Raw genomic sequence first — 23,920 nt, forward strand, 5'->3', positions numbered from 1 at the left:
GAAGGCTTCGCCTTTCGTCCGCGCGGCCTCCGCCCTTCGTCCACGCGACGGGTGCCGCCGTGCCCCCACCGGTGCACGGCGGCACCCGCCCGGTCACGGCGCGGTGGCGTCCTGGGGGGCGCGTCCCGTGTCGGAGTACCCCAGACGGGCCAGCACGCGGTGGGCCAGGGCGGCGATGGTGCCCGCGTCGTTGATCTCGAGGGGGGAGATGTCGCAGCCGGTCCTGCGGCGCAGGAGCTGGGAGAGCTCGGAGGCCATCAGGGAGTCGACGCCGAGCTGGTCGAGCGGGCGGGCCGGGTCGAGGCTGTCGGCGGGGTGGTGCAGGACGGCGGAGAGGACCTCGGCCAGGGCGGCGCACATCAGGGCGTGCGCCTGGCCGGGGTCGGCCTCCGCCAGGCGGCGGCGCAGCTCCTCGTGGCCGGCCGCCGCGTCACCGGCCTCGTGGGAGGGCAGGAGGTGGACGAAGCGCGGGGCGCCGACGGAGGGCAGCATCCGCCGGACCCGGTGCCAGTCGGAGCGGTCGATGAGGACCACCGGCGTCTCGTCGCCGAGCAGCGTGTCGAACGCGGCGAACGCCTCGTCCGTGGTGACCGGTGCCCAGCCGCGCTGCGCGAGCGCGTCGGTCAGGCCCTTGCGGGCGACGTACCCGGCGTCGCTGACCGGCCCGTACACCAGGGCGAGCGCGGGCGCGCCGGCCCGGCGGCGGGCGCGGGTGAGGGCTTCGAGGAAGAGGTTGCCCGCGGCGTAGGGCGCCTGGTGGACGTTGCCCAGGGTGCCCGAGCCGGAGGAGTAGCCGACGAAGAAGCCCAGGTCCCGGCCGCGGACGGCCTCGTCCAGCAGGAGGGCGCCGAGCAGCTTGGGGGCGAGGACGTCGCGCACCCGCCGGTCGGTCAGTTCGGTCAGCGGCGCGTCGTCGAGCACCATCGCGCCGTGGACCACGCCGCGCAGCGGATGCCCGCTCGCGTCGATCTCCCGTAGGAGGTCGCGGACCCGGTCGGGGTCGGTGACGTCCGCCGCGTACGCCGTGGCCGTCGCGCCCAGCGCCGCCAGTTCGGACAGCAGGGCCTGGGAGCCCGGCGTGGCGTCGCCGTGCCGGCCCGCGAGCGCCAGGTGCCGGACGCCGCGCCGGGCCAGGTGGACCGCGGTGGCCGCGCCGAAACCGCCGAGCCCGCCGGTGATCAGTACGGTGCCGTCGCCCGCGAGGTCCGCGAGCGGGCGCGTGGCCGCCGGGACGGGGCGCGCGGACGGCGGGGGCGGGGCGTCGAAGGTGAGGACGACCTTGCCCAGGTGGTGGGAGCGGCGCATCTCCCGGAACGCCTCGTCGGCCCGGTCGGCCGGATAGGCCTGATGGGGCAGCGGCCGGTAGCGGCCCGCCGCGACGGCCTCGGCCACCTCGGCGAACACGCCGTCGGCCAGGGGCAGTCCGTCGGTGATGAGCTGGTGCGCGTCCACGCCGAAGTAGGCCAGGTTGTTGCGGAACGGGCGCAGCATCAGGGGGGTGGCGGCGTAGATGTCGCGCTTGCCCAGCTCGACGAACCGGCCGCCGGGGCGCAGCAGTTCCAGGCTGCGCGGGATCGCCTCGCCGGCCAGGGAGTTCAGGACGACGTCCACGCCGCCGGTCAGTTCGGTGATCCGGTCGGCGAATTCCAGGGTGCGTGAGTCCAGGACGTGGTCGGCGCCCAGCAGCCGCAGCAGGTCCCGCTTGCCGGGGGTGCCGGCGGTGGCGACGACCGGGCTGCCCTGGGCGCGGGCGTACTGGAGCGCGGCGAGTCCGATGCCGCCGGCCGCGCCGTGGACCAGCAGCGTCTCGTGCGGAGCCAGGTGCGCCAGCCGGGCCAGGCTGTGGTGGACGGTGTAGAAGACCACCGGCAGGGTGGCGGCCTGCGCGAAGGTCATGCCGTCGGGTATCACGCCGGTTTGGTCGGCGCGGGCGATGACGCGGGTGGCCAGGCAGGAACGGCCCAGGGTGTACACCCGGTCGCCCGGCGCGAGGTGGGTGACGCCCTCGCCGACCTCGGTGACCTCGCCGGCGCACTCCAGGCCCAGGGCGATGCCGTCCTCGGTGACGTGCTCCCCGCCGGGCGGGTAGATGCCGACGGCCACCATCACGTCGCGGTAGTTCAGCGCGGCGGCGCGCACCGCGATGGCCACCTCGCCCGGCCCGGGCGGCGTGGCGGGCGTCTCCTCCCAGTGGAGCCGGTGCCGGGTGCCGGGGGTGTCCACGCGCAGCACGCGCGGCGCGGCGGTCCGCGCGCCGCCGTCCGGGCGGGGGCGCGGGCGGTGGTCGACGACGCGGGCGGCGAACCGGCCGCCCGGGGTGAGCAGCAGCTCGTCCTCGTCCCCGTCGGGGGCCAGCAGTTCGCGGGCGAGACGGCGGGCGTCGGGGCCGGCGTCCGGGCCGCGCCGGAGGGCGAGGCGGCAGACGGAGGCGGAGGGCTGTTCGTTGGCCAGGGTCCGGGCCACGCCCCAGGCGACGGCGTCACCGGGGGCCTCGGGCGCGTCGGGCCCGGGCAGGACGCCGCAGGGCCGGGTGACCAGGGTCAGGGCCGGAGTTGCCGTCGCCGCCAGCCGGGCGCAGTCGGTGGCCAGGGCGCGCAGGACGCCGGTCCGGCGCACGGCCTGGCCGAGCGTGTCCTCGGGCCGGGCCGGGGTGTCCTCGTCCAGCAGCAGCACCACGTGCGGGGCCCGCGCGTCCTCGGGGACGCGGTCCGCCCACGCGCCGGGGGCGGCCTCCGGCGCGGTCACCGGCACCGGGCGGCCGGTGGCCTCGCCCAGGCAGGCGGCGAGGCGGGTCGCCAGGGCGGAGCCGGGGCGCTCGGCGAGGACCAGCCAGTGGTCGTGGGAGCCCACGGGCAGCGGCGTGGAGCGGGCGGGCGCGGGGCCGGTGCGGCGGGCCAGCAGCAGGGAGTGGCGGCCGGCGGCCGTCACGTCCTCCTCGTCCGCGTCGGAGTTGAGCCGTACGGTGTCCGCGAAGCCGCACTCGGCCAGCAGCGACTCCCACGCGGCGGCCGGCAGCAGCGGCGTGGCGGTGCGCAGCCCGGTGTCCGTGTAGGTCCAGAAGCTGTCGAGCAGGCCGAAGCAGGGGGCGAGCAGTTCGCTGTCGTGCAGTTCCATGGCGAGCAGCAGGCCGTCCTCGGCGAGCAGGCCGCGCACCCGGGACAGGGTGCGGCGCAGGTCGGCCGTGGCGTGCAGCACGTTGCCCGCCACCACCAGGTCGAAGGCGCCGTCCTCGAAGCCCTGTTCACGCGGGTCGGCGTCGAGGTCCAGCGGGCGGTACTCCACGTTGTCGTACGTCGCGAAGCGGGCCTGGGCGCGGGTGAAGAAGGACGCGGAGACGTCGGTGAAGACGTAGGCGGTGCGGTCGGCGGGCAGTTCCGGCAGCAGGGCCGCCGTCATCGCGCCGGTGCCCCCGCCCACCTCCAGGACCCGCAGCGGTCGGTCGGCCGGCCACCGCTCCACCAGCGCGCGCACCAGGCCCACGGCCCGCCGGTGGTCGGCGCCGAGCGCGGGGTGGTGGCCGTAGAAGTGCTCCAGGACGTGCTGGTCGGCCTCGCCGAACAGCAGCTCCAAGGGGTCGGTGTGACCGCGCAGCACGTCGGGCAGGTGCTGCCCGCAGCGGGCGAACAGGGCCGCGACCATCGCGTGCCCGGGGTGCCGTTCCAGCGTGTCCCGCAGCGCCTGCTCGGGTCGCGGGGTGCCGGTCAGCCGCCACACGCCCTCGCCGGCGGACGCGGCCAGGCCGTGCCGCCGGGCGAGGCCGAGCAGCAGCGCCGCCAGCCGCTCGTACTCGGGGCGCAGGCCCGCCGCGACCAGGTCCGCGAGGGTGAAGTCCGCCCCGGCGGGCGCGAGTCCGGCCAGGGCGCGGGCCGTGAAGTGGGCGCCGAACTCCTCGAAGCGGGCGGTGAAGCCGTGCGCGGCGGCGCCTTCGGCCACGAGCGCGGGCGGCGGTCCGGCCGAGGCGTCGCGCAGCGCGGCGGCCGTGAGGACGGGCCGGGGCGCGGCCTCCGGCACGGCGCCGGACCGGGCCCGCAGCGCGGGTTCCAGCCACCGCACCGGTGTGCCGGTCCGCTCCTCTCCCGCGTAGCGGCGCAGCCGGCAGCCGGTCAGCTCCAGCGCGACCCGCCCGTCCGGCCCGGCGACGGTGATGTCCCAGCACGCCTCGTGCGTGCCCGACTCACGGCCCACGACGTGCACCAGGCCGTCCCGGGACGGGGTGTGCCACATCCGTACGCGTTCGATCGCCACCGGCAGGAACGGTTCCCCGCCGCCGAAGCGGGCCAGCAGCGGAGCGCCCGCCTGCAACGCCCCGTCCAGGATCACCGGGTGCGCCAGGCAGCCGTCCTCGGGCACGTCGGTGGCGTACGAGGCCAGCACCTCGTCCCGGCCCACGCGCAGTTCCCGCAGCACGCGGAAGGCCGGGCCGTACGGCAGGCCCGAACGCGCCGTGTACGCGTAGTGCTCGGCACCCTCCCAGCGCTCGGGGCAGCGGTCCCGTACCGCCCCGGCGTCCAGCGGCGGCGGCGCGGACGCCAGCAGGCGGCGCAGCCGGCCGCGGGCGTGGGTGCGCCAGGCGGCGTGCTCGTCGGCCCGGGCGGCGATGCGCAGGCCCTGGTCGTCCTCGGAGTAGGAGGTCTGCAGCCACACCTCGCCCTCGTCGTCGCCGGGCAGCACCAGGGCCCGCTCCAGGTCCAGGTAGCCGGCCTCGGCCGGGGCGTCGAACAGCCGCCGCCCGGCGGCCAGGGCCGTCTCGACGTACGCCGCGGCCGGGAAGACCACGGCGGCGCCCACCTTGTGATCGGCCAGCCAGGGCAGCCGCCCCGTCTCCAGCGGACCCGTCCACACCGGCTCCAGCTCGGTCAGCCGGGTGCCGAGCAGCGGGTGGCCGCCGCCCGCCTCCGCCGTGTCCTCGCCGGGGCCGTCGGACGCGCCGTCCCACCACTGCGGCCGGCCGCGCCAGTGGCGTTCGCGCTGCCACGGGTAGGCGGGCAGGTCCACGACGCGCCCGGGGCGGGGGAAGGCCCGCTCCCAGTCCAGCGGGGCGCCCGCGGCGATCGCGTGCGCCACGCAGGTGCGCACCTCGGCGGGGCCGCCCCCGCCCTCCCCACCGCGCCGGCAGGTCGCGATGACGGCCACCGGTTCGCTCTCGCGCGCCGCGAGCCGCCGCAGGTAGCCGCCGAGCACCGGGTGCGGCCCGATCTCGACGAAGACGTCACAGCCCTCGGCGCGCAGCGCCCGGACCGCGTCGGCGAACCGGACCGGTTCGCGCACGTTGCGCACCCAGTACCCGGCGTCGAGCGTGCCGCCCTCGGCCAGGGCGCCGGTGACGGCGGAGGCGAAGGGCAGCCGCGCGGGGCCGGGGCGCAGCCCGGCCAGTTCGGCCCGCAGCGGCTCGGTGATCGGGTCCATGGCGCGGCCGTGGAAGGCGTAGTCGAGGTCGAGCGCGCGGAAGAAGGCGCCGCGTTCCCTGACGCGCTCTTCCAGGGCGGCCAGGGCCCGCGGGTCGCCCGTCACCGTCACGTCCTGCGGGCTGTTGACGCCGGCGAGCTCCAGCGCGCCGTCGAAAGCGGCCAGTTCGGCGCGGATCTCGTCCTCGGACAGGCCGACGGCGGCCATCCGCCCGGCCCCGGCGGTGGTCTGCTGGGCCCGGGAGCGGGCGGCGACCACGGCGGCGGCGTCGGGCAGCGTCAGCGCACCCGAGACGTACGCGGCGGCGGTCTCGCCGACGCTGTGCCCGACCACCGCGCCGGGGCGCAGCCCGTGCGTCTCCAGCAGCGCCACCAGGCCGAGCTGCGTGGCGAACAGCAGCGGCTGGGCCACCGCCGTCCGCTCCAGCCGCCACCCCTCGGGCGGCGCGGCCAGCGCCTCGCGCACCGACCAGCCCAGGTGCGGCGCCAGCGCCGCGTCCACCGCGTCGACCGCGTCGCGGAAGGCGGGCTCCCCGAGCAGGTCGGCGCCCATGCCCGCCCACTGCGAACCGTTGCCGGAGAAGGCGAACGCGACCGCCCCCCGCCGCGTCTGCTCGGCCGTGGCGCCGCCCGCCGGGCTGCCGCCCTCGGCGAGCGCGCGCAGGGCGTGTGCCGCCTCACCGGGACGGGAGGCCAGGACGACGGCGCGGTGCGGGTGGTGGCCGCGGCGCAGCACGGCGGTGTGGGCCAGGTCGTAGAAGCCGTCCGCGGGGCCCGCGTCCTCCAGCCGGTCGGCCAGCCGGACGGCCGCCGCGCCCAGCGCCCGCGGCGTGCGCGCCGAGACCAGCACCGGCAGCTCGTCCGGCACCGGGCCGGGTGCGGGCGGGACGGACTCGGGGGCGGGGCCCAGCAGGATGTGGGCGTTGGCGCCGCCGAAGCCGAAGGAGTTCACGCCCACGGCGCGCGGCGGGCGGGTCAGCGTGACCGGCTTCAGCGCGGGGCGCAGCCGCAGGGCGGCGAAGTCGATGTCGGGGTTGAGCGGTTCGGCGTGCAGGGTGGGCGGGACGACGCGCTCGCGCAGCACCAGCAGCGCCTTGCACAGACCCGCCATGCCCGAGGCCGCCTCCAGGTGCCCCAGGTTGCTCTTGACCGAGCCGATCGGCAGGTCGCCGTCCCGGCGCGGGGAGCCGAGGGCCGCGCCGATGGCCCGGCACTCGATCGGATCGCCCACGCGGGTGCCGGTGCCGTGCGCCTCCAGGTAGGCCAGGTCGTCGGGGGCGACGCCGGCGCGGGCGTACACCTCGCGCAGCAGCGCCCGCTGCGCGTCCTGGTCCGGCACCGCCAGGCCCGGGGTGGTGCCGTCGCTGTTCGTGCCGCTGCCCAGCACGACGGCGTGGATCCGGTCGCCGTCGGCCAGCGCGTCCGAGAGCCGCTTGAGGACGACGACGCCGCCGCCCTCGGCCCGCACGAAACCGTCCGCTTGGGCGGAGAAGGCCCGGCACCGGCCCGTCGGGGACAGCATGGACGCGGCGGAGAACCCGGCGTACGCGTACGGGCTGAGCAGGATGTTGATCCCGCCGGCCAGCGCCAGCCGACTGCCCCCGGACCGTATCCGCTCGCACGCCTCGTGCACCGCGGTCAGCGCGGAGGAGCAGGCGGTGTCCACGGCCAGGCTGGGCCCGTGCAGGTCGAAGAGGTGGGAGACGCGGTTGGCGGTGTTGCCCGCGGCGCCGCCCGAGATGGCGTACGGGCTGGTCCGGCGCGGGCGGCGGGTCTGGAGGTCGAGGTAGTCGTGGCTGGAGACGCCGACGTACACGGCCGTGTCGGTGCCGGCCAGCGCCCCGGCGGCGATCCCGGCGTCGTCGATCGCCTCGACGGCCAGTTCCAGCAGGATGCGCTGCTGCGGGTCGAGCCACTCGGCCTCGCGCGGGGAGATGTGGGAGAAGAACGAACCGTCGAACCCGCCGATGTCCTCCAGGAACCCGCCGGCGGCGGTGTAGCTCTTGCCGTCGCGCGGGCGGGAGGTGTCGACGAAGCGGGCCGTCTCGAAGCGGTCGGCGGGCACTTCGGAGACCACGTCCCGGCCCTCCGCCAGGACCTGCCACAGGTCGTCGAGGGAGGAGACGCCGCCGGGCAGCCGGCAGGAGACGCCGACGACGGCGACGGGTTCCTCGCGAGCGGGTGCTGGGGTGTCGTACGGCACGGTTCGGCCTCCAACGGAGTCGGGGGAGCGGAGAACGCGGAGCACGTGCGGACGGGGCCGTGATGTCTTCGAGGTGCTGCCCGGAGCCCGGACGCCGGGGGTGCGGCGGCACCGGCCCGGCCGGGTGCGGCCGTGGCGGGTCGGGCGAGCGCGGGCGGGCACTGACCGCCGGTCCGTCGACCGGCTGTACGGGCAACCCGACGGTAGCCGCCCGCCGGGGTGCCGTCCCAGCCGCTCCCGCCCGGCCGCCGCCGCGAGGGAAGGAATCCGGACGCGGACCACAGCGCCCCCGGGCGCCACTGCCCGATCGGGGGCCTCACGGCTCGTACCACCGGGCGGCGGGAAGGGCGGGACGCACCACGTGAGGGAAAGAAATGCGAAATTAGCAGTGAATAGCCGGTGATGTCGGAGAGCGGGCCCGGCGACGCGGCGGACGGGAGGTACGCAACTTGGCGCTTGCGTCGCGTTGACACACCCTTCCCGGGGGCGGGAGCGCCGGGTTTCCGGGGCCGGGCACGGGGCGTCGAGTATGCCCGGGTTCCCGCCCCGGCGGCGCGCGGGTCCGGGGGCGCGCGGCGCCGGGGACGGGCGGTCCGTAGGCGTAACAGGCCGTCAACTAACGTTCGTAAAGCGGTAGTTGACGCGAATGCCCTCCGTGGTGCGTCCCCGGCGTCCCGCCGGTCCGCCCTCCCGGCGGGCTCTGGCATCATCGGACGGATGTCCGAGACATGCGCAGAGCCGGAGCCGGTCCTCGACGTCACGGCGGCGGACGGCGACCGCTTCCCCCTGTACGGGCTCGCGCAGCGGGCCGCAGACCGTCCCGTCGTGCTCGTCGCCCCCGCGATGGGGACCCCGGCCGGTTTCTACCGGCGCTTCGTGCGTGCCCTCCACCGCGAGGGCGCCACGGCCCTGGTCCTCGACCACCGCGGCAACGGGCGGCGCCGGAACGTCCCCCGCGCGACCGCCTACCACCATCTCGCCGACGACCTGACGGCCGCGATCTCCGCCGTACGCGGCGCGTACCCCGGAGCCCCGCTCGCCCTCTGCGGGCACAGCCTCGGCGGCCAGCTCGCCGTGCTCCAGGCCGCCGTGGCCGCGGACCGGGGCGATCCGGCGCCGGACGCGCTGGTGCTGGTCGCCGCCGGGTCCGTCCACCACCGCGCCTTCGGCGCGCGGTCGCCGGGGCTGCTGGTCGCCAGCCGGCTCATGGTCCTCATCGCGGCCGTCCTCGGCCACTGGCCCGGCCACCGGCTCGGGTTCGGCGGACGGCAGCCCCTCGGCGTCATCCTCGACTGGGCCCACCAGGCCCGCACCGGCCGCTACCGCCTGGCCGGGGCCGACGTGGAGGACCTGCTGCCCGCGCTGCGCGTGCCGCTCCTCGCCGTCGGCGTCGAGGGAGACCGCCTCGCGCCGCCCCGGGCCGTCGGCCACCTGTGCGGCAAGGTCCCCGGCACCCGCCCGGAACGCCGCCTCTACGGCCCCCGGGACGCGGGTGGCGCCCGGCTGGACCACTTCTCGTGGGCCCGCCACGGGGAACGGCTCGCCCATGACGTGGTGCGGTGGGTGGAGGAGGTGACCGGGCAGGCCGGCGCGGGCGGGTGAGGCGTCGGTCAGGCCGGGTCCGCGGGCCGGGCCGGCGCCCGCACGGCCAGCGTGACCAGGACGGCGACGCCCAGCACGGCCGCGGGCAGCAGCAACGTGGTGCGCAGGGCTTCGAGGAGGGCGTCCGCGGACACCGCGTCCGCCGCCTCGCGCAACCGCCCGGCCGCTCCGGGCGGCAGTCCGGGCGGCGGCTGCGGCGCGGCGCGGTCGGCGCCGAGGCGGGAGACGAGGTCGCCCGACCCCTCCAGGGCCCGCGCCAGCACCGGCCGCAGGGCCGGAGGCAGCGTGGCGGAGTGCCGGGCCACGGCCGCGGGCAGCTCGTGCGCGAGCCGGTTCTCCAGCAGGGCGCCTGCGGCGGCCACGCCGAAGACGGTGCCCAGTTGCCGGGCGGTGCTCACCAGGCCGGAGGCCGCGCCGGTCGTCTCCTGCGGAATGCCGTGCATGGTGAAGGTGTTCATGGGCGCCAGCACCAGCGACATGCCCAGCCCCGCCACCAGCAACGGCGGCAGCAGCGCCGCGCTGCCCGTATCCGTCCCGGCGATGGCGCGCAGCCACAGCAGCCCGCCGCAGACGGTGACCAGGCCCAGCACCATGGCGTACTTGCCGCCGCGCCCCAGCCCGGCGAAGTGACCGACCACCGGGGAGAGCAGGACGGCGACCAGCGGCGTGGGCGACATCGTCAGCCCCGCCGCCAGCGCCGACATGTTCCGCACGGACTGGAGGTAGAGCGTCAGGAGCAGCAGCAGGGCGGCGAAGGCGAACATCAGCAGCGCGGTGGAGAGGTTCATCAGCCCGTACGTGCGCCGGCGCAGCAGGTCCAGCGGCAGCAGCGGGTCGCGGTCCGCCCGCCACCGCTCGGCCACGAGGAAGGCCACCACCAGGACGGCCCCCGCCGCCAGGACGGCGGGGATGGACACCGGTCCGGCGATCGTGCCCCAGTCGTAGCGCTGCCCCTCGATCATGCCGAAGGTGAGGCAGAACAGCGCGAGGAAGGACAGCGTCACCCCGGTCAGGTCGAGCCCGGCCCGGTGCCGGGCGCGGTCCGCGGGGATGTACCGCAGGGCGAGCAGCGCCGTCACCACGCCGACCGGCACGTTGACGAAGAAGATCCAGCGCCAGTTCAGTCCGGTGACCAGCAGCCCGCCGAGCGTCGGACCGGCCACCAGCGCGACCCCGGCGATGGCGCCCCAGATGCCGAAGGCCCGGCCGCGCCGCTCGGGCGGGGTCAGCACCGTCAGCAGCGACAGCGTCTGCGGCAGCAGGCAGGCGGCGCCCACCCCCTGCACGGCGCGGGCCGCGATGAGCTGCCACGGCTCCTGCGCCGCGCCGCAGGCGGCGGAGGCGGCCGTGAACAGCGCGAGCCCGAAAACCAGCAGCCGCCGCGCCCCCAGCGTGTCCCCGAGCCGGCCGCTGAGCAGGAGGAGGGAGGCGAAGGCGAGGGTGTAGGCGTTGAGGACCCACAGCACCTGGCTGAAGGAACTGTCCAGGTCGCTGATCATGTCGGGGACGGCGATGTTGACGATCGTCACGTCCAGCACGGTCATGAAGAACCCGAGACAGAGGATGAGCAGCACCACCCCGTGGCGGCGCGGCCCCGTGTCCGGCGATCGGGGCACGCGCCCCGGTGTGGCCCGTGTGCTCATGAGTGCCCCTTCGTCTCCGGCGTCTGCGGTCCTACGGCGGCGGGCGGGAAGCCGGACCACATCCCAGCGGCGCGCGGGAAGAAACGTCAAGGCGCCCGCGGGCCAGATCCGGAGGAACGGCCCGGACGCGAGGCCCGTCCCGGCCGGGCGCAGGCCGCTTAAGGGATCATCACGGTCCGTCTTAAGCGCCCGGGTCTAGCGTCGCCGTCGAGCCCGTGCCGCGGGCGAACCGGGTCCCCGGCCGGGGACGGCGAGAGGGGCGAGCGCATGAGCCGTACGACACATGCGGGCACTCCGGCGGCCGTGGCCCGGCGGCCGGCGCGCGAGACACCGCCGCCGGTGCTCGCCGGTGACGCCACCGTGCCGCGGCAACTGGTGCACAAGCGCTCCGTCGAGCACGTCTTCGTCACGGACGTGCGCCTGGTGGACGACCGCCCGACGGCGTCCGCGCAACTCCCGCGCCTGCACCGCTTCTACAACGACGCGCCGACACCGCACTACGACCTGCTGCTGATCGGCGAGGCGGCGCGGCAGTGCTGCGAGGCCATGGCGCACCGCCTGCTGGGCGTGCCCGCGGACGCGGCCTTCGTGATGCACGACCTGACCGTCGAGATGCTCGACCCCGCCGCGTTCCGCGTCGCCGCCGTCCCCACCGACATGGTGCTCCAGGCCGACCGGCCGGCCGGGGCGCGGCACGGCGGCGCGGCCGGAGGCGACGGCGGGGTGCGTCGCGTGGACGGCGACGCGGTGTGCTGGATCGCCGGGCGGCCGGCGGCACGGTTCGCCGGCACCCTGGTCTTCCTGTCCCAGGAGGGCTACGCCCAGCTCAGGCACGGGGCCGCGGCGGCCGTCGGGCACCCGACGACGGCCGCGGCGGGCGGAGGGCGCGCGGACGCCGCGCGGGTCGGCCGCCGCGACCCGGCGAACGTGGTCGTCGCGGAGCCGGAGACCACCCCGGAGGAGACGCGCGCCCGGTTGCTCGTCGACGCGGTGCACCCGGTCTTCTTCGAGCACCCGCAGGACCACTACCCCGGCATGGCGCTCCTCGAAGGCTGCCGGCAGACCGCCGTGGCCGCCGCCGCGGCGGCCACGGGCGTTCCCCCGCACCGTCTGCTCGCCACCCGGTGCGAAGCCCGCTTCCACCGTTACGCCGAACTCGGCCCGGACGTGGACTGTCACGCCGTGCCCGTCGCCGCGCCGGGCGGCGTCGTGGTCCGCGCGCGGGCCGCGCAGTCGGGCACCGACATCGCCGGGGCCGAACTGCGCTTCACCGTGCTCGACGACGCGGCGGGCCCGTCCGGCGCGGGGTGAGACCGCCCGCGTCCTGCTTGAGTGCCGCTTCTCGCGCCGCCTTTCGTCCTGCTTTCGTGTCCGCCTTCGTATCCGTCTTCGTACTGCTTTCGTACCGCCCGAGGCCCCGTCAGGACCGGACGTGGAGGGAAGATCGCCGATGACGAGCAGCCGGGCGCCCATGGGGCGCGCACCCGCGGACCGGTTCTCCGCGGTGGTGGTCGGCGGTGGCTGGTCCGGCATTGCCGCCGCCTGGTACCTGGCCGCGAGTGGTGCGCGGGTCACGCTGCTGGACGAGAACACGTCCCTCGGCGGCCGGTGCGCGAACGCCCTCCTGGGCGAGCGCGCCGTCACCCTGGGCGGGAAGAACATCGGCCGGGGCTACACCCACTTCCGGGAGTTCACCCGCGCGCTGGGCTTCGAGGACTACGAGCACTTCGGCATCAACTCCTCCCAGGTGCGCGACGGCAGGCTGCACACCGTCGACAGCACCGCCCGCCGGCACAGCGCCCGCGAGCTGCTGGGCGTGCTCACCGCCCGCGACGCGCTCCGGCTGCTGCGGCTGGCCTGGGCCGTGCGCCGCGACGAGGCGGACGGCTACCTCGGCGGCCCGGCCTTCCGACGGCTGGCCGCGCGGCTGGACGATCCGCCGCTGAGCGGCTACTTCGGTCCCCGGACCGCCGCACGACTGGTGCGGCCCGTCACCGTACGGATGAACGGCGCCGAGCCGGACGAGGCGCACCTGGGCAACTTCGGCTCCAACCTCCGCATGCTCATGGACACCTTCGACCAGCTCAGCGGCGGTTTCGCGGCGCTCTACGAGGAGTTGGCGCGCCGCCTGGACGTACGGCTGAGCACCCGGGTCACGGCCCTGACCACCGACGCCTCCGGCCGGGTCGACGGCGTGCTCGCCGCCCGCCCCGGCGAGGAGCCGGAACACCGTCCCGCCGACGCGGTGGTCGTGGCGCTGCCCGCCCCCGCCGCGGCCCCGTTGGTCGAGCCGCTGCACGACCGGCTCGCCGGCGAACTGCGCGCCGTGCGCTACTTCCCGGCGGCGGTGGCCGTCGTGGAGTACGAGCGCCCGGTCTTCCCCGAGCGCGTACGGGCCTTGGTCTTCGACGCCGGAAGCCCGGTCAGCAACGCCGGCGCGTACGGCACCGGCGACCGGCACATCGTGCGGTACACCTTCAGCGGCCGGGCCGCCCGGCGGCGGCTGGCCGACGGCGCCACCGCCGACGACCTCGTGGCGGCGGCCGAGCACGGCCTGGCCCCGCACTTCCCCGCCGTACGGGACAACCGCAGGGTGCACACCGTCACCCGCCGCTGGGACGCGGCGTACTGCGCCTACGGCCGCCACCACGCCCGGCGCCTGGACCGCGTCGGAGCGGCGGTGGCGTCGCTGCCCGGACTCGTCCTCACCGGCGACTACGTGCGCGGCGCCTCCATCGAGGCGTGCTTCCGGGCCGCCCGCGAACGCACGGCCGCCCTCACCGCGCCGCCCGCGGGCCGCGCCCGGCCGAGCACCCCGGCCCGGCGGTGACCACGGCCGCCGGCCCTCGGTCCTCGGCCCGCGCGCACGAGCGGAGACCGGCCCGGCGCCGCCCGCTCCCGGAGCCGCTCCGCTCACGCGGTGACCCGGTCGCCGCAGGGCGGCTCCAGCGCCGGGTCGCGGCGCAGTATCGCCAGGTGGAGCCGCTGGAGCGACGGGCCGGGCTCCAGCCCCAGTTCCTCGTGCAGCCGGTCCCGGAACCTCGCGTAGTGCCGCAGCGCGTCGGCGGGCCGGCCCGAGCGGTACAGCGCCAGCAGCAACTGCCGTTGCAGGTTCTCGCGCAGCGGATGCTCGGCCGCCAGGGCGGCCAGCTCCACGGTGAGCCGGGCGTGCCGGCCGCGCTCCAGGCCGATGTCGACGCGCTGCTCCACGGCGAGCATCCGCGCCTCGTCCAGCCGCCACGCGGCCGGTTCCAGCAGCGGACCGGTCCGCACGTCGGCGAGAGCCGGGGCGCGCCACAGCGCCAGCGCCTCGTCCAGCAGGGCGGACGCCTCCTCCAGCCGCCCTCGGGCACGCGCGTCGTCGGCGCGGGCGCAGCGACTCTCGAAGTCGGCGCTGTCCAGCCGGGCCCCGGGCCCCAGGGCCAGCGCGTACCCGGGCGCCCGCGTCCGCAGGGCGCACGCCCGCGCCCCGTCCCCGGCCCCCAGCAGCCGCCGCAACTGGGACACGTACACCTGCAACGCCGTCCCGGCGGTCCGCGGCGGACGCTCCCCCCACACGGCCCCCACCAGCTCGGCCACCGACACGACCCGCCCCTCGCACACCAGCAGCGCGGCCAGCAGCAGCCGGGGCTTGAGCGCGCTGGGAACGCAGGACCGGGAGCCGCGCCGGACCTCCAGCGTCCCCAGCACCCCGAACCGCAGCGTCTCCTCGTCGGTCGCCGTCACCGGCGCGCCCTCCGCCCTTCCGGCACGCGGGCAGGTGGCGTGGCCGGGGCCTTCGCCCGTTCTCCGGCGGGAAGGGGGCGGCCGGAGGAGCGGTGACCGGTCAAGGGGTTCGTCACAGGCGCAGCCCTCCGTTGTCCGCGGAACCCGGCCGTCGACGCGGCGGGCGTGTACCGGAGCCGGAAAGTCGGGGGGACGCGCGCGCCCGGACACCGCCGTGGCCGGACCGGCCGCCGGCACCCGCCCGCCCGGTCCGCCGTACCGCCCCGTCTCGCGCGCCCGTTCGGACGCGCCGTTCAGCATATCGGCGGCGGTGCGGGTGCGGCGCCGGGGACGCGGCGGGCCGGGGGAGACCGGCCATCCGGACGGGGAACGGGCCGGGCCCGGCCCGTCACCGGCCCGCCGCACGGAGACGGTCCGCGACCGCACCCGCCCCGTGCCTAACTCCGGCCCCTGCGGCCCCCGTTCGGGCTTCCCGGCGCGGCGCCGGCCCGTCGGCCGGTGACGGTGCGTGCCGGTACGAGAGTTGACGCGGAGTCGCCCCCGCGCCCCCGGTGGCCGCCGGTCCGGGCCGGGCCGCCGGTCCGGCCGGGCGGTGGACCAGGCCCGCGCTCACTCCACGGGGCCGGGCGCTTCCGGAGGCTCGTCCAGCAGGGCGAGGTCCGGTGGGACGAGGGTGGTGGACTCCACCAGTCCGCGCAGCAGGTTGTGCAACAGGGTGTTGTCGCTGGGGACCGCGCCGGAGTCCTTGTCGTGCAGCAGCGGGTAGGGGAAGCCGCCGCGGTCCAGACGGCGGCGCACCGCTTCGACGCGGGCCTCGACCCGGCGCGGCGTCCACCGCTCGCCGGGCCGCAGGCATTCCAGCAGCTCGGCGGCCTGACGGTAGGCCAGCGGGCGCGGTCCGGCCTCGTAGAGCAGGTAGTGCTGCCCGAGGACGACCAGCAGCCGCCGCTCGTCCTCGCGCAGCGGCCAGGTCCGGGGCCGCAGGGTGACGGCCTGGCGGTGCCGCGCCGCCGACGGCTCGTCGTGGCCGGTGACGAAGAGTTCGACGAGGTGCTCGCGGTGGCCGGAGCCCCGGATGAACACCGGGGTGTAGCCGGAGGCGAGCGGCACCGGGTCGGTGGAGGTGTGCATCAGCCGCCCTTCGGGCAGCCGGACCAGTTGGCGGCCGGTGTTGCGCAGCCACCAGCGGCGCCGGCGGTACGTCAGCTCGCCGTGCCGCCGGCTGACGCGCATGTCGTCCTCGCCGACGGGGAGGTCGGCGCGCGGCGGTTCACCGCGGCCGAAGGTGACCACGGCGCCGGGGCGGGGGGCCACGCTGAGGTGGCCCGAGACCGAGCGCAGGTGGAGCGTGCCGGCCGCGGCGGGCGCCGTTCCCCGGGCGAGGCTCTCCCGGGAGGCGCGGGCGCCGCGGAAGTCACCGGTGCCGTGGAGGGGGCCGTGGGGGTCTGCCATGGGGCGGTCTCCCTTGACGAGCGTGCCGTGTGGGAGGTGTGCGGTTCCCTCGGCCGCACACCTGTGCCTCACTGTGTCCCGGCCGGCCGGGGACCCGTCCCGGAAGGAGGGGGTAGACCGGGGAAACCGGAGGTACTCCCAAGGAGGCGGCGGATGAAGACGAAGATGTTCCGGAGCGGCGCGGCGGTGGCAGTCGCGCTGGGTGCGGCGGTGCTCGCGGGCTGCGGGGCGGCGCACGGCGCGGGCGCGGCGGACCCCGCGTCGGCCGGTTCCGCCACGGCGGTGCGGCCCGCCTCTCCCGGCGGGCAGGCCGGCACGTCGGCCGGCACGTCGGCCGGGGCGGTCCGTACGACCGCGCTCTCGCTCAGGGTCCCGCCCGGTTGCCGTGAGGGCCACTGCACGGTCACCGTCGCCCAGGGCCGGACGCTGGCCATGGACGTGAACAAGTTCGGCTTCGGCCGGCTCACGGTGGTGCGCGTCTCCGCCGGCGCGGTGAGCTTGAGGGCGACCGGGCCGGGCATCACGTTGTCCTCGACCGTCCCGCCCGGCCAGAGCGCGCTGCTGAACAACCTCCTCATCCGGGTCGGGTCCGTCACCGGGCACGTCGTCACCCTGGTGCTCACCGTGCACTGACCTGCGTGCCGATCCGTGCACGGACCCGGGCGCCGACCGGCCGTCATGCCGGGGGCAGCCGTGGGACGAGGGCGGCGGTCAGCGCGGTGGCCAGGGCGCAGGCGCGGGTGTCGGGGCCGGCGTCGCCGACGGTGACGAGTACGGTTTCCACCGCGTGGCCGCCGTCCCGGGGGATGTAGGGCGGCCCCGCGACGTCGGTGCTGCAACTGCCCGGTCCCTCGTCCCGGGGGAGTACCACCGCCGGGCGGCCGGCGATGTGTGTGGTGCGGGCGTGGTCCCCGTTGACGAGTTGGGGCCGGTCGAAACGCAGCCGGACGTAGTCGCCGCCGGCCGGGGCCCGCCAGGAGCAGCTCCAGTTGCCGAAGCCCGGCCGCGTCTCGACGGAGCCGGCACCGGTGGCGGTGCGCAGTGCGGCGGTGGGGGGCAGGGTGCAGGCGTCGCGGGCGGCGAGCGAGCCGGGTGCGGCGTCGGGGCGGCGTGGCAGCGGGCCGCCGTCCCGGTCGAGGCGGGTGGTCACGAGGCGGGTGGCGGTGTCGGCGATGGCGCACAGGGGGTGCTCGTCGCCGTCCAGTGCCTTGGCCGTGATGTCCACGCCGAGGTGGGGGAGGCCGGCCAGGGTGAGTGTGCGCCCGCACTCGCCCCGGTCGGCGGGCTGGTTGGCGACGCCGATCCGCCGGGTGGTGCCGGTGGGGCGGGGAGAGGCGGGCGGCGGGCCGGTGGTCAGGCGCACCTCCACGTCCACGGTGTCGTCGCCGCCCGAGGAGAGCAGAACGTCGCAGCGGTCGAAGTTGCCGTAGTCGGATACGAGTTGGGCATCGCCCCAGCGGGCGAAGGCGGGTGCCGAGGTGAGCGCGCAGGGGTCGAGCGTGCGCGGATCGCCGATCAGCCGGGCGAGACCCGCGGGCGACCTGGTGGCGGAGGCACGCGCCGCCGGGCGGTGGCCGTCGGCCGGTCCCCCCGGGCTCCCGGCCGGCCGGTCCGCCAGACCCCAGGCCACCAGCGCGGCCACCGCCAGCACCGCCGTTCCCCCAAGGGCCGCGCCCGGCACCCGCGGCAGCGCGCGGCGCCGCCCGCCGCCGGACGCGGGCAGCGTGGTCCGCGGCGCCGGGGCGGGGAAGGGCGGCAGGTCCTCCGGCCGCCCGGCCAGTTCCCGCAGCCGCTCGCGCGCCTCGGTGACGCCGGGCCGCCGCGCGGGATCCTCCCGTAGCATCGCCGTCAGCAGCTCACCCAGCGGCCCCGGGAAGGGCCCAGCGGCGAGGGGCACATCCGCTCCGGGCCGCACCCGGCCCCGGGTGACCAGCGCGTACACCGTGGCGCCGAGCGAGTAGACGTCCGAGGCGGGCAGCGGTGGCCGGCCGGCGATCACCTCCGGCGCGGCATAGCCGGGGGTGAAGCCGACGCCGGTGTTGGGCGTGACGGTCTCCTGCGTACCCAGCCGGTAGGCGGCACCGAAGTCGGTGAGCTTGACGACGTGATCGCCGGAGACGACCACGTTGCCCGGCTTGACGTCACAGTGCACCAGACCCGCGGCGTGCAGGGCGCCGAGCGCGTCGGCGAGCTGCGCGCCCACATGCGCGGCGAGCGCCCCCGGAAGGGGCGGCCGGTCGGCCAGGCTGCCGCCCGGCACGTACTCCATGACCAGCCACGATTCCGTCCGCCCCAGCCGCCGGACACGGATGCGGTCGTAGAGGGTGACGACGTGCGGGTGGCGGAACCGGGCCACCGCGCGCGCCTCGGCACCGAGCCGGTCGACGGCCGTCGCGCCCCCGCTGCCGGGCGGCTCGCGCTTGAGCGCCACGTCGCGGCCCAGCTCCTCGTCGTGGGCCGGCCAGACCTCGCCCATCCCGCCGATGAGGGGCCTCCTCGTCAGCCGGTACCGCCCCGCGACCCGCGTTCCCACTCGCACGCTCCCACCGTGCCGCAGCCGGGCCCCGCGCCGCCAGGGTTTCACGGGGCGTTCACCCGGGGCCGGGTGCCCCGGGCCGGTGGTGGCCGCCCCCACGCCGCCGGGGGCAAGCCGTCGGCTCATTCGGGCGGTGGGCGAGGGCGGCGTCGAACGCCTGGTGCCCGGCGATGTACCGAAGTGCCGTACAGCGGGCCGGTGTTGGCGGAAGAAAGTGCGACCGGCTCATGCCCGTGGGTGGTTTCGGGGTGAATGCGCGGTGCGGGGGTTGGGGTGGCGAGGCGCCGGTGAGGCATGAGGGGGAGAGCCGGGTCACCGGGGCCTCGGCGGACCAGGAGTGCAGGAGGAATTCGTGGCCACGTACAACACGGAGATCCACACCGGCGGTGGCGGCTGGCAGCAGGACCAGCCGCTGACGCTGAACATCCGCAACCGCGATGACGCGGTGCCGGGGAACGGAAGGCCGCCGGAGGGCGCGACCGTGACCTGGAGCACGCCGCACGCGGGCAACGGGTCGGTGACCTTCTTCGACGAGGGGACACGTTTCGAGGGAACGGCCCGGTTCCCCGATGAGGGGCCGGTGGGGTACCGGGGGACGCTCGCGGACTGATCCACGTCCTGGGCGTCGCCGCACTGCCAGGAGGCCGGGGCTGTCGTGTGCCGACGCCCCGGCCTCGGTACGTCTGCGGAACGTCGGCGTGGATCCGTCCGCGGCCTCCTCCGGCTTCTACCGGAGGTCGGCGTCGACGTCCTCCGGTCCTCCAGGCTGACGATCCCTCGCTCGGACCCGTCGGCGCCGTCCGGCGCGCCGGGGGCGTTTGACGCGGCCCGCGCGGGCGCCGGTGCGGGGAGCCGGGCCCGGTGCGGTGCGGGGATGTCACCTCATGCGTTCGGCGATGTCCGCCAGGTGGCGCCCCTGGTAGCGGGCGGCTTCCAGGGTCGCCTCGTCGGGAGTCTCCCCTCCGCCGCTGGCCCAGCTGGTGCCATAGGGATTGCCGCCGGCGGCGAAGAGGAGCGGGTCGGTGTAACCCGGCGGGACGATGATGCATCCCCAGTGGTAGAGCACGTTGTTCATCGACAGGATGGTGGACTCCTGCCCCCCGTGCCGGTTCATCGCGGAAGTGAAGCTGGTGGCGGGCTTGTTGTGGAAGACGCCCGCCTGCCACAGCCCGCCGGTGAGGTCGATGAACTGCTTCAGTTGAGACGTGACGTTTCCGAACCGGGTGGGGCTCCCGAACGCGTACGCCGTCGCCCACTCCAGGTCCTCCAGCGTCGCCTCCTCCACCTCGTTCTTCGTGGAGTCCACGTGGGTCCGCCAGGCGGGATTGGCGTCGATGGCCGCGTCGGGCGCCAGCTCGCGAACCCGGCGCAGCCGCACCTCGGCGTCCCGGGCCGCTGCCCCCTTGGCCACCGCCTGCGCCAACTGATGAACATTTCCGGTAGCGCTGTAGTAGATGACAGCAACACGCACACCCACGGACCACTCCTGACTCGTGCGGAAAACCGGCATTCTTCACTTTTGTCGCAAATCGCGCATCCGTGCAGTGACACGCCGTCGACCGCGCCGATTCCCGCCGAAGGCAGGAACGTCCTGGTGATGGGGACCCGGGCCGGAGGTTCGCCGTCGGTTCGGCCTGAGCCGTCCGGGTCCGAGGGTTCCGCCGTGGGTGTCGAACGGTGCCCGGCGGGCTGCGCGGGAGGGGTGGGTGGAAGAGCACCGGCGCGGATGCCGAGCGCGTCGTCGCCGAAAGGCTGGAGCAGAGGGCCGAAGGGAGGAGGGCCGAAGAACGCCGTGCACTGTTCGACCGGGCCGATGGCGGCGGCCACGGTGGAAGGGACCTTGGACAAGAGACGCGGGCTTTGAGCGTCGGCGGGACAGGCGAGGGCGCGCGGCCATCAGGGGTGGCGGGGTGCGGCGGATGGTCGGCAAGGCGCTGCGGATCCTCGCGCGCTTCTTGGGGAGTGCGGGGAGCCGGTCGGTTCTGGACCCGGGCCCGTTGGTGGTGGAGGAGTTTTCCGCTTCCCCGGGCTTTTCCGGAGCCGTGCTTGTGGACGATCTCTTTTTTATCCCCCCTTTGTTCAGAGGCCGTACTCGATGGCTGTCGCGTCGGGCACCAGCACGCCGGCGGAAGCTTGAGCGCCGGTTTGCCGATCGGTCGCCGAAACCGCGCTCGATACGGCGCCGTGCCCCTCGCTGTCCTGAGCGCCGGCCGCTCCTGCCCCGATCAGCGTCAGGCCGAAAGCAACCGCGACCAGTACGGCGCTTACTGTCGTCCTCGTACGCACAATTCCCCCATGGCTCGTACGCATCGGCCGAGTTGCCCAAGTGCGTCAACCGGCTTCCTCGTGGATTACGCTCCGGCTTTATTTTAGACGGAATCGCAAGAGATCAGGTCGCGGTCGGAGTCGAATTCTGCTGATGGGGCGCTGTCATCACCGCTTGGAATGTCGCTCATGATCTGGTGCTGAACGCGGCTCGGTCTTCATGGGGGTTTTACCGAGCGTTTCGTTCCGGGGTCGGTCTCCGGCCTCGGCCCTCGGCAGGTTGGGTGTTGCGCCGGTCCGGGCTGGTCTCGCCGGTGAGGCGGCGGGTCATGAGGTCGATCATCGCGAGCCGGATCATCGCGAGCTGGATCATGGTTCGGAGCGGCGCGCGTGGGTCTCGTGGTCGTGGGCGGGTCCGTGGTGGTGCGTGAGCCGGCCTTCGCGCAGCGCGGCGATCGGCTTCGGGACGGCTGTTTCGAGCCGTTCTGTTTATGACGGGTGCATGACCGCCTGGGACAGGAGTTGAATCGGGGGTCTTTCCGGGACGAAGTGCCGGAGCCGGACCCGATGTGGGGATGTGAGTGGGATGAACGGGAGACGCGGACTGAGCCGCCGGTCCCTGTTGCGGACCGGGCTGGGGGCGGGCGGCCTGGCCGTGACCACGAGCCTGCTGCCCGGGCTGTGGGGGCGCGCGCCGGGCGCGGCGCGGGCCGCCTCCCCGGACGCCGTACCGGCCGGGGCCTCAGGGGCCGCGGCGGCGTTCCCGGACTGGGCCAGGTTCGCCCGGGTCGCGGACGGCACGTTCGACGACGACGCCGAGGCGCGCGACATGAAGCCGGTGATCGACAAGCTCAAGGCGCAGAACGTCAGCGTCATCGAGGTCGACACGATCTTGTCCAACTGGCTGCCGGACGACGAGTTCGCGACGCACATGGCGCAGATGAAACGGTTCTCCGACCTGGCGCACGCCGCCGGGATACGGGTGATCGTGTACTACCCGTCGCTGGAGGTCATCAGCGTCGGCGGGGAGAAAGGCACGTCGTTCTACAAGGACGGCGACGGCAAGAACTGGGTGCAGCGCGGACTCGACGGCAAACCCAACGTCTTCTACGGGAGCCTCGTCGTCTGGGTCGACCCGGGCGACGAGAGCTGCTGGGTCAGCCCCAACTCCCCCTGGCGCGACTTCTACCTCAACCGCGTCAAAGCCCTCGCCCGTACCGGGGTGGACGCGATCTGGCCGGACGTGCCGATCTACTTCGACGGCGCGCTGAGCTGGTGCGACGCCTCCACCTGGGCGGCGACCGCCTTCCAGGCCGACACCGGCCTGACCCTGCCCACCAAGGCCGACTGGTCCCAGCCGGGCTTCCGCCGCTACGTCGAATGGCGCCACCACAACCTCAACCGCTTCCAGCTCGACATCGCCGCCGCCGGCCGCTCGGTCAACCCGGACCTGGTGACCTTCGTCGAGACCGTGACCATGGACTACAAGTACGCCACCACCGTGGGCCTCGACGGCGCGTACCTGCGCCGGGAGGACGGCGTCAGCCACGTCTGGGAGGTGGACATCCTCGGCAACTACGACGGGATGCGGCACGCCACGGTCTCCGACTGGACCTGTCTGATCTCGATGTACAAGTACGCGCGCGCGGCCAGCGGGACCAAGCCCGCCTGGGCCTTCTCCTACGGCTGGAAGGCGGACGACGCGTCGCTGGTGATGGCCGAGACGCTGGCGGCGGGCTGCAACCCGTACGAGGTCAAGAGCCCGTTCAAGACCGACAGCACGGACACCGCGATGCGGACCCGGATGTACGGCTTCGTCGCGGCCCACGAGCGGGAACTGTTCGCCGCCGTCTCCGGGGCCGAGGTCGGCGTCTACCACTCCTCCGCGTCGCGCGACTTCGTCAGCCCGGTCGAGGGCAGCGGCATGTACGTCAACACCAAGCCGCCCGCCGGCGTCAAGGACTGGTGGAGCTTCGACGCGCCCGAGGAGAGCTGCGTCCAGCAGAAGTGGCTGGGCGAATTCCGGGGCACCGTCAAGGCCCTGGTGCTGGCCCACATCCCGTTCAACACCGTGCCCAGCCCCGGTCTCACCGCCGCCGACCTGGCCGGTTACCGCGTCCTGTACCTGCCCAACCTCCAGGCGGTCTCCGACGCGGAGGCGGACGTCCTGCGCGCGTACGTGGCGGGCGGCGGCACCGTCGTGATCACCGGCCCCGCGCCCACCGGCCTCGACGAGCACGGCGGCGCCCGTACCGAGTACGCCCTCGCCGACGTCCTCGGCTTCCGCAGGACCGACCCGGTGCCCGCCGCCAAGCGGACCGCGTTCGGCCAGGGGACCTGCTGGTTCTTCAAGAACCTGCTGGGCCTGACGTACCTCTCCCGCACCGATCAGCCCACCGCCGACAAGCTCCTGGAACCGGTCCGCACGGCCGCCCCGCCCGCCGTCACCCTCACCGGCGACCCCCGCGTCCACCTCGAACTGAGCCACCTCGACGACGCCACCATCGTGCAACTGGTCAACTTCACGGCCTTCGGGGAGACCCCGGCCGCCTTCACGACCAAGCCCACCACCTGCACCGTCGGCCTCACCGTCCCCACCGGCCGGCAGGTGCGGGCGGTCACGCTCAGCTCGCCCGACCACCCCGGCCCGGAGCCGAAGCCGGTGCCCTGGACGACGGACGGCGACAAGGTCAGGGTGGAGCTGACGGTGGCGCAGTACGCGCTGCTCAACGTCGCTTCGCAGTGAGGCGCCGGCATTGCCGGGCCGTTCGCGGGGCATGCGCCGATCGACGCGGGCCGATCGCGTTCGGCCGGGCAGCGGGGTCCAGCGGCCGGTCTCACGGTTGACGAGCACCGCGCCGTAGTACCGCCGCGGCGGGTCGCGAAGTCGTCCACACTCGGGACCCGCGGCGCCACTCGCGCGGCTCGACCCCGGCCTGGCGAATCCGGTCGCGCGGGGCCTCGTGGCGCACGCCGCCTCCATGGCCTTCCGTGACACACTCGGCGCCCTGGCACCTCACCAGGATGCCGTCCGCGTCTATCCCGGGGACGAGGGCGGGCGCATGCCGCTGGAGGCGTTGCTGGGGCA

Annotated in this window: 14 protein-coding genes; 6 read left to right on the top strand and 8 right to left on the bottom strand. The window is 75.6% G+C overall.

Annotated features, from left to right (window positions below):
* Positions 1–93: 93 nt before the first annotated feature.
* Positions 94–7,608 carry an SDR family NAD(P)-dependent oxidoreductase gene (locus ABZX96_RS33590; protein WP_355551851.1) on the bottom strand — a complete coding sequence of 2,505 codons (7,515 nt, stop codon included), beginning with the start codon at positions 7,606–7,608 and terminating at the stop codon, positions 94–96.
* Between the two features lie 717 nt (positions 7,609–8,325).
* Here ABZX96_RS33590 and ABZX96_RS33595 point away from each other — a divergent pair.
* Positions 8,326–9,210 carry an alpha/beta fold hydrolase gene (locus tag ABZX96_RS33595; RefSeq protein WP_355551854.1) on the top strand — a complete coding sequence of 295 codons (885 nt, stop codon included), beginning with the start codon at positions 8,326–8,328 and terminating at the stop codon, positions 9,208–9,210.
* 8 nt (positions 9,211–9,218) lie between these two features.
* Here the strand turns inward: ABZX96_RS33595 and ABZX96_RS33600 are convergent, their stop codons facing one another.
* Positions 9,219–10,853 carry an MFS transporter gene (locus ABZX96_RS33600; RefSeq protein WP_355551857.1) on the bottom strand — a complete coding sequence of 545 codons (1,635 nt, stop codon included), beginning with the start codon at positions 10,851–10,853 and terminating at the stop codon, positions 9,219–9,221.
* Positions 10,854–11,120: 267 nt separating this feature from the next.
* Here ABZX96_RS33600 and ABZX96_RS33605 point away from each other — a divergent pair, with 267 nt between their 5' ends.
* Together ABZX96_RS33605 and ABZX96_RS33610 are read left to right on the top strand one after the other, a co-directional pair.
* Positions 11,121–12,164: an AfsA-related hotdog domain-containing protein gene (locus ABZX96_RS33605; RefSeq protein ID WP_355551860.1), complete on the top strand. Its 1,044-nt coding sequence runs from the start codon at positions 11,121–11,123 to the stop codon at positions 12,162–12,164.
* 139 nt (positions 12,165–12,303) lie between these two features.
* Complete coding sequence (locus tag ABZX96_RS33610) at positions 12,304–13,683, top strand: FAD-dependent oxidoreductase (RefSeq protein WP_355551863.1); 1,380 nt, start codon at positions 12,304–12,306, stop codon at positions 13,681–13,683.
* A gap of 83 nt (positions 13,684–13,766) precedes the next feature.
* On the opposite strand, the gene ABZX96_RS33615 is transcribed toward ABZX96_RS33610, so the two are convergent.
* Together ABZX96_RS33615 and ABZX96_RS33620 are read right to left on the bottom strand one after the other, a co-directional pair.
* Positions 13,767–14,579: an AfsR/SARP family transcriptional regulator gene (locus ABZX96_RS33615; RefSeq protein WP_355551866.1), complete on the bottom strand. Its 813-nt coding sequence runs from the start codon at positions 14,577–14,579 to the stop codon at positions 13,767–13,769.
* 609 nt (positions 14,580–15,188) lie between these two features.
* Positions 15,189–16,031, bottom strand: a complete 843-nt coding sequence (locus ABZX96_RS33620) for an FHA domain-containing protein (protein WP_355551868.1) — start codon at positions 16,029–16,031, stop codon at positions 15,189–15,191.
* A gap of 153 nt (positions 16,032–16,184) precedes the next feature.
* Between ABZX96_RS33620 and ABZX96_RS33625 the strand changes: the two genes are divergently transcribed.
* A complete protein-coding gene (locus tag ABZX96_RS33625) occupies positions 16,185–16,664 on the top strand; it encodes a hypothetical protein (RefSeq protein ID WP_355551871.1) in 480 nt (159 codons plus the stop codon).
* A 43-nt stretch (positions 16,665–16,707) separates the two neighbouring features.
* Here ABZX96_RS33625 and ABZX96_RS33630 read toward each other — a convergent pair whose 3' ends face one another.
* Entirely contained in the window at positions 16,708–18,570 is a 1,863-nt protein-coding gene (locus ABZX96_RS33630) for a protein kinase (protein WP_355551873.1), read from the bottom strand.
* Between the two features lie 349 nt (positions 18,571–18,919).
* On the opposite strand from ABZX96_RS33630, the gene ABZX96_RS33635 reads away from it, so the two are divergent.
* Positions 18,920–19,177, top strand: coding sequence for a hypothetical protein (locus tag ABZX96_RS33635; protein WP_355551875.1), 258 nt, complete (start codon positions 18,920–18,922; stop codon positions 19,175–19,177).
* A 267-nt stretch (positions 19,178–19,444) separates the two neighbouring features.
* Here the strand turns inward: ABZX96_RS33635 and wrbA are convergent, their stop codons facing one another.
* The 3 genes from wrbA to ABZX96_RS33650 all read right to left on the bottom strand — a co-directional run bounded on the left by wrbA (position 19,445) and on the right by ABZX96_RS33650 (position 21,205).
* Positions 19,445–20,044: an NAD(P)H:quinone oxidoreductase gene (wrbA, locus tag ABZX96_RS33640; protein WP_355551878.1), complete on the bottom strand. Its 600-nt coding sequence runs from the start codon at positions 20,042–20,044 to the stop codon at positions 19,445–19,447.
* A gap of 602 nt (positions 20,045–20,646) precedes the next feature.
* Positions 20,647–20,853, bottom strand: coding sequence for a hypothetical protein (locus ABZX96_RS33645; protein WP_355551881.1), 207 nt, complete (start codon positions 20,851–20,853; stop codon positions 20,647–20,649).
* Between the two features lie 208 nt (positions 20,854–21,061).
* The gene (locus tag ABZX96_RS33650; RefSeq protein WP_355551883.1) at positions 21,062–21,205 is read right to left on the bottom strand and encodes a hypothetical protein; all 144 of its coding nucleotides are present in this window, start codon (positions 21,203–21,205) and stop codon (positions 21,062–21,064) included.
* Positions 21,206–21,418: 213 nt separating this feature from the next.
* Here ABZX96_RS33650 and ABZX96_RS33655 point away from each other — a divergent pair, with 213 nt between their 5' ends.
* Positions 21,419–23,578: a hypothetical protein gene (locus ABZX96_RS33655; RefSeq protein ID WP_355551886.1), complete on the top strand. Its 2,160-nt coding sequence runs from the start codon at positions 21,419–21,421 to the stop codon at positions 23,576–23,578.
* Positions 23,579–23,920: the final 342 nt, after the last annotated feature.

It is taken from the genome of Streptomyces sp. NPDC003077 (assembly GCF_040611095.1).
Taxonomy (GTDB): domain Bacteria; phylum Actinomycetota; class Actinomycetes; order Streptomycetales; family Streptomycetaceae; genus Streptomyces.

Bases quoted from the DNA above. Each gene is read 5' to 3' on its own strand.
- ABZX96_RS33595 (WP_355551854.1), top strand. From the start codon at position 8,326: ATGTCCGAGACATGCGCAGAGCCGGAGCCGGTCCTCGACGTCACGGCG.
- ABZX96_RS33600 (WP_355551857.1), bottom strand. From the start codon at position 10,853: ATGAGCACACGGGCCACACCGGGGCGCGTGCCCCGATCGCCGGACACG.
- ABZX96_RS33605 (WP_355551860.1), top strand. From the start codon at position 11,121: ATGAGCCGTACGACACATGCGGGCACTCCGGCGGCCGTGGCCCGGCGG.
- ABZX96_RS33610 (WP_355551863.1), top strand. From the start codon at position 12,304: ATGACGAGCAGCCGGGCGCCCATGGGGCGCGCACCCGCGGACCGGTTC.
- ABZX96_RS33620 (WP_355551868.1), bottom strand. From the start codon at position 16,031: ATGGCAGACCCCCACGGCCCCCTCCACGGCACCGGTGACTTCCGCGGC.
- ABZX96_RS33625 (WP_355551871.1), top strand. From the start codon at position 16,185: ATGAAGACGAAGATGTTCCGGAGCGGCGCGGCGGTGGCAGTCGCGCTG.
- ABZX96_RS33650 (WP_355551883.1), bottom strand. From the start codon at position 21,205: ATGATCCAGCTCGCGATGATCCGGCTCGCGATGATCGACCTCATGACC.
- ABZX96_RS33655 (WP_355551886.1), top strand. From the start codon at position 21,419: ATGAACGGGAGACGCGGACTGAGCCGCCGGTCCCTGTTGCGGACCGGG.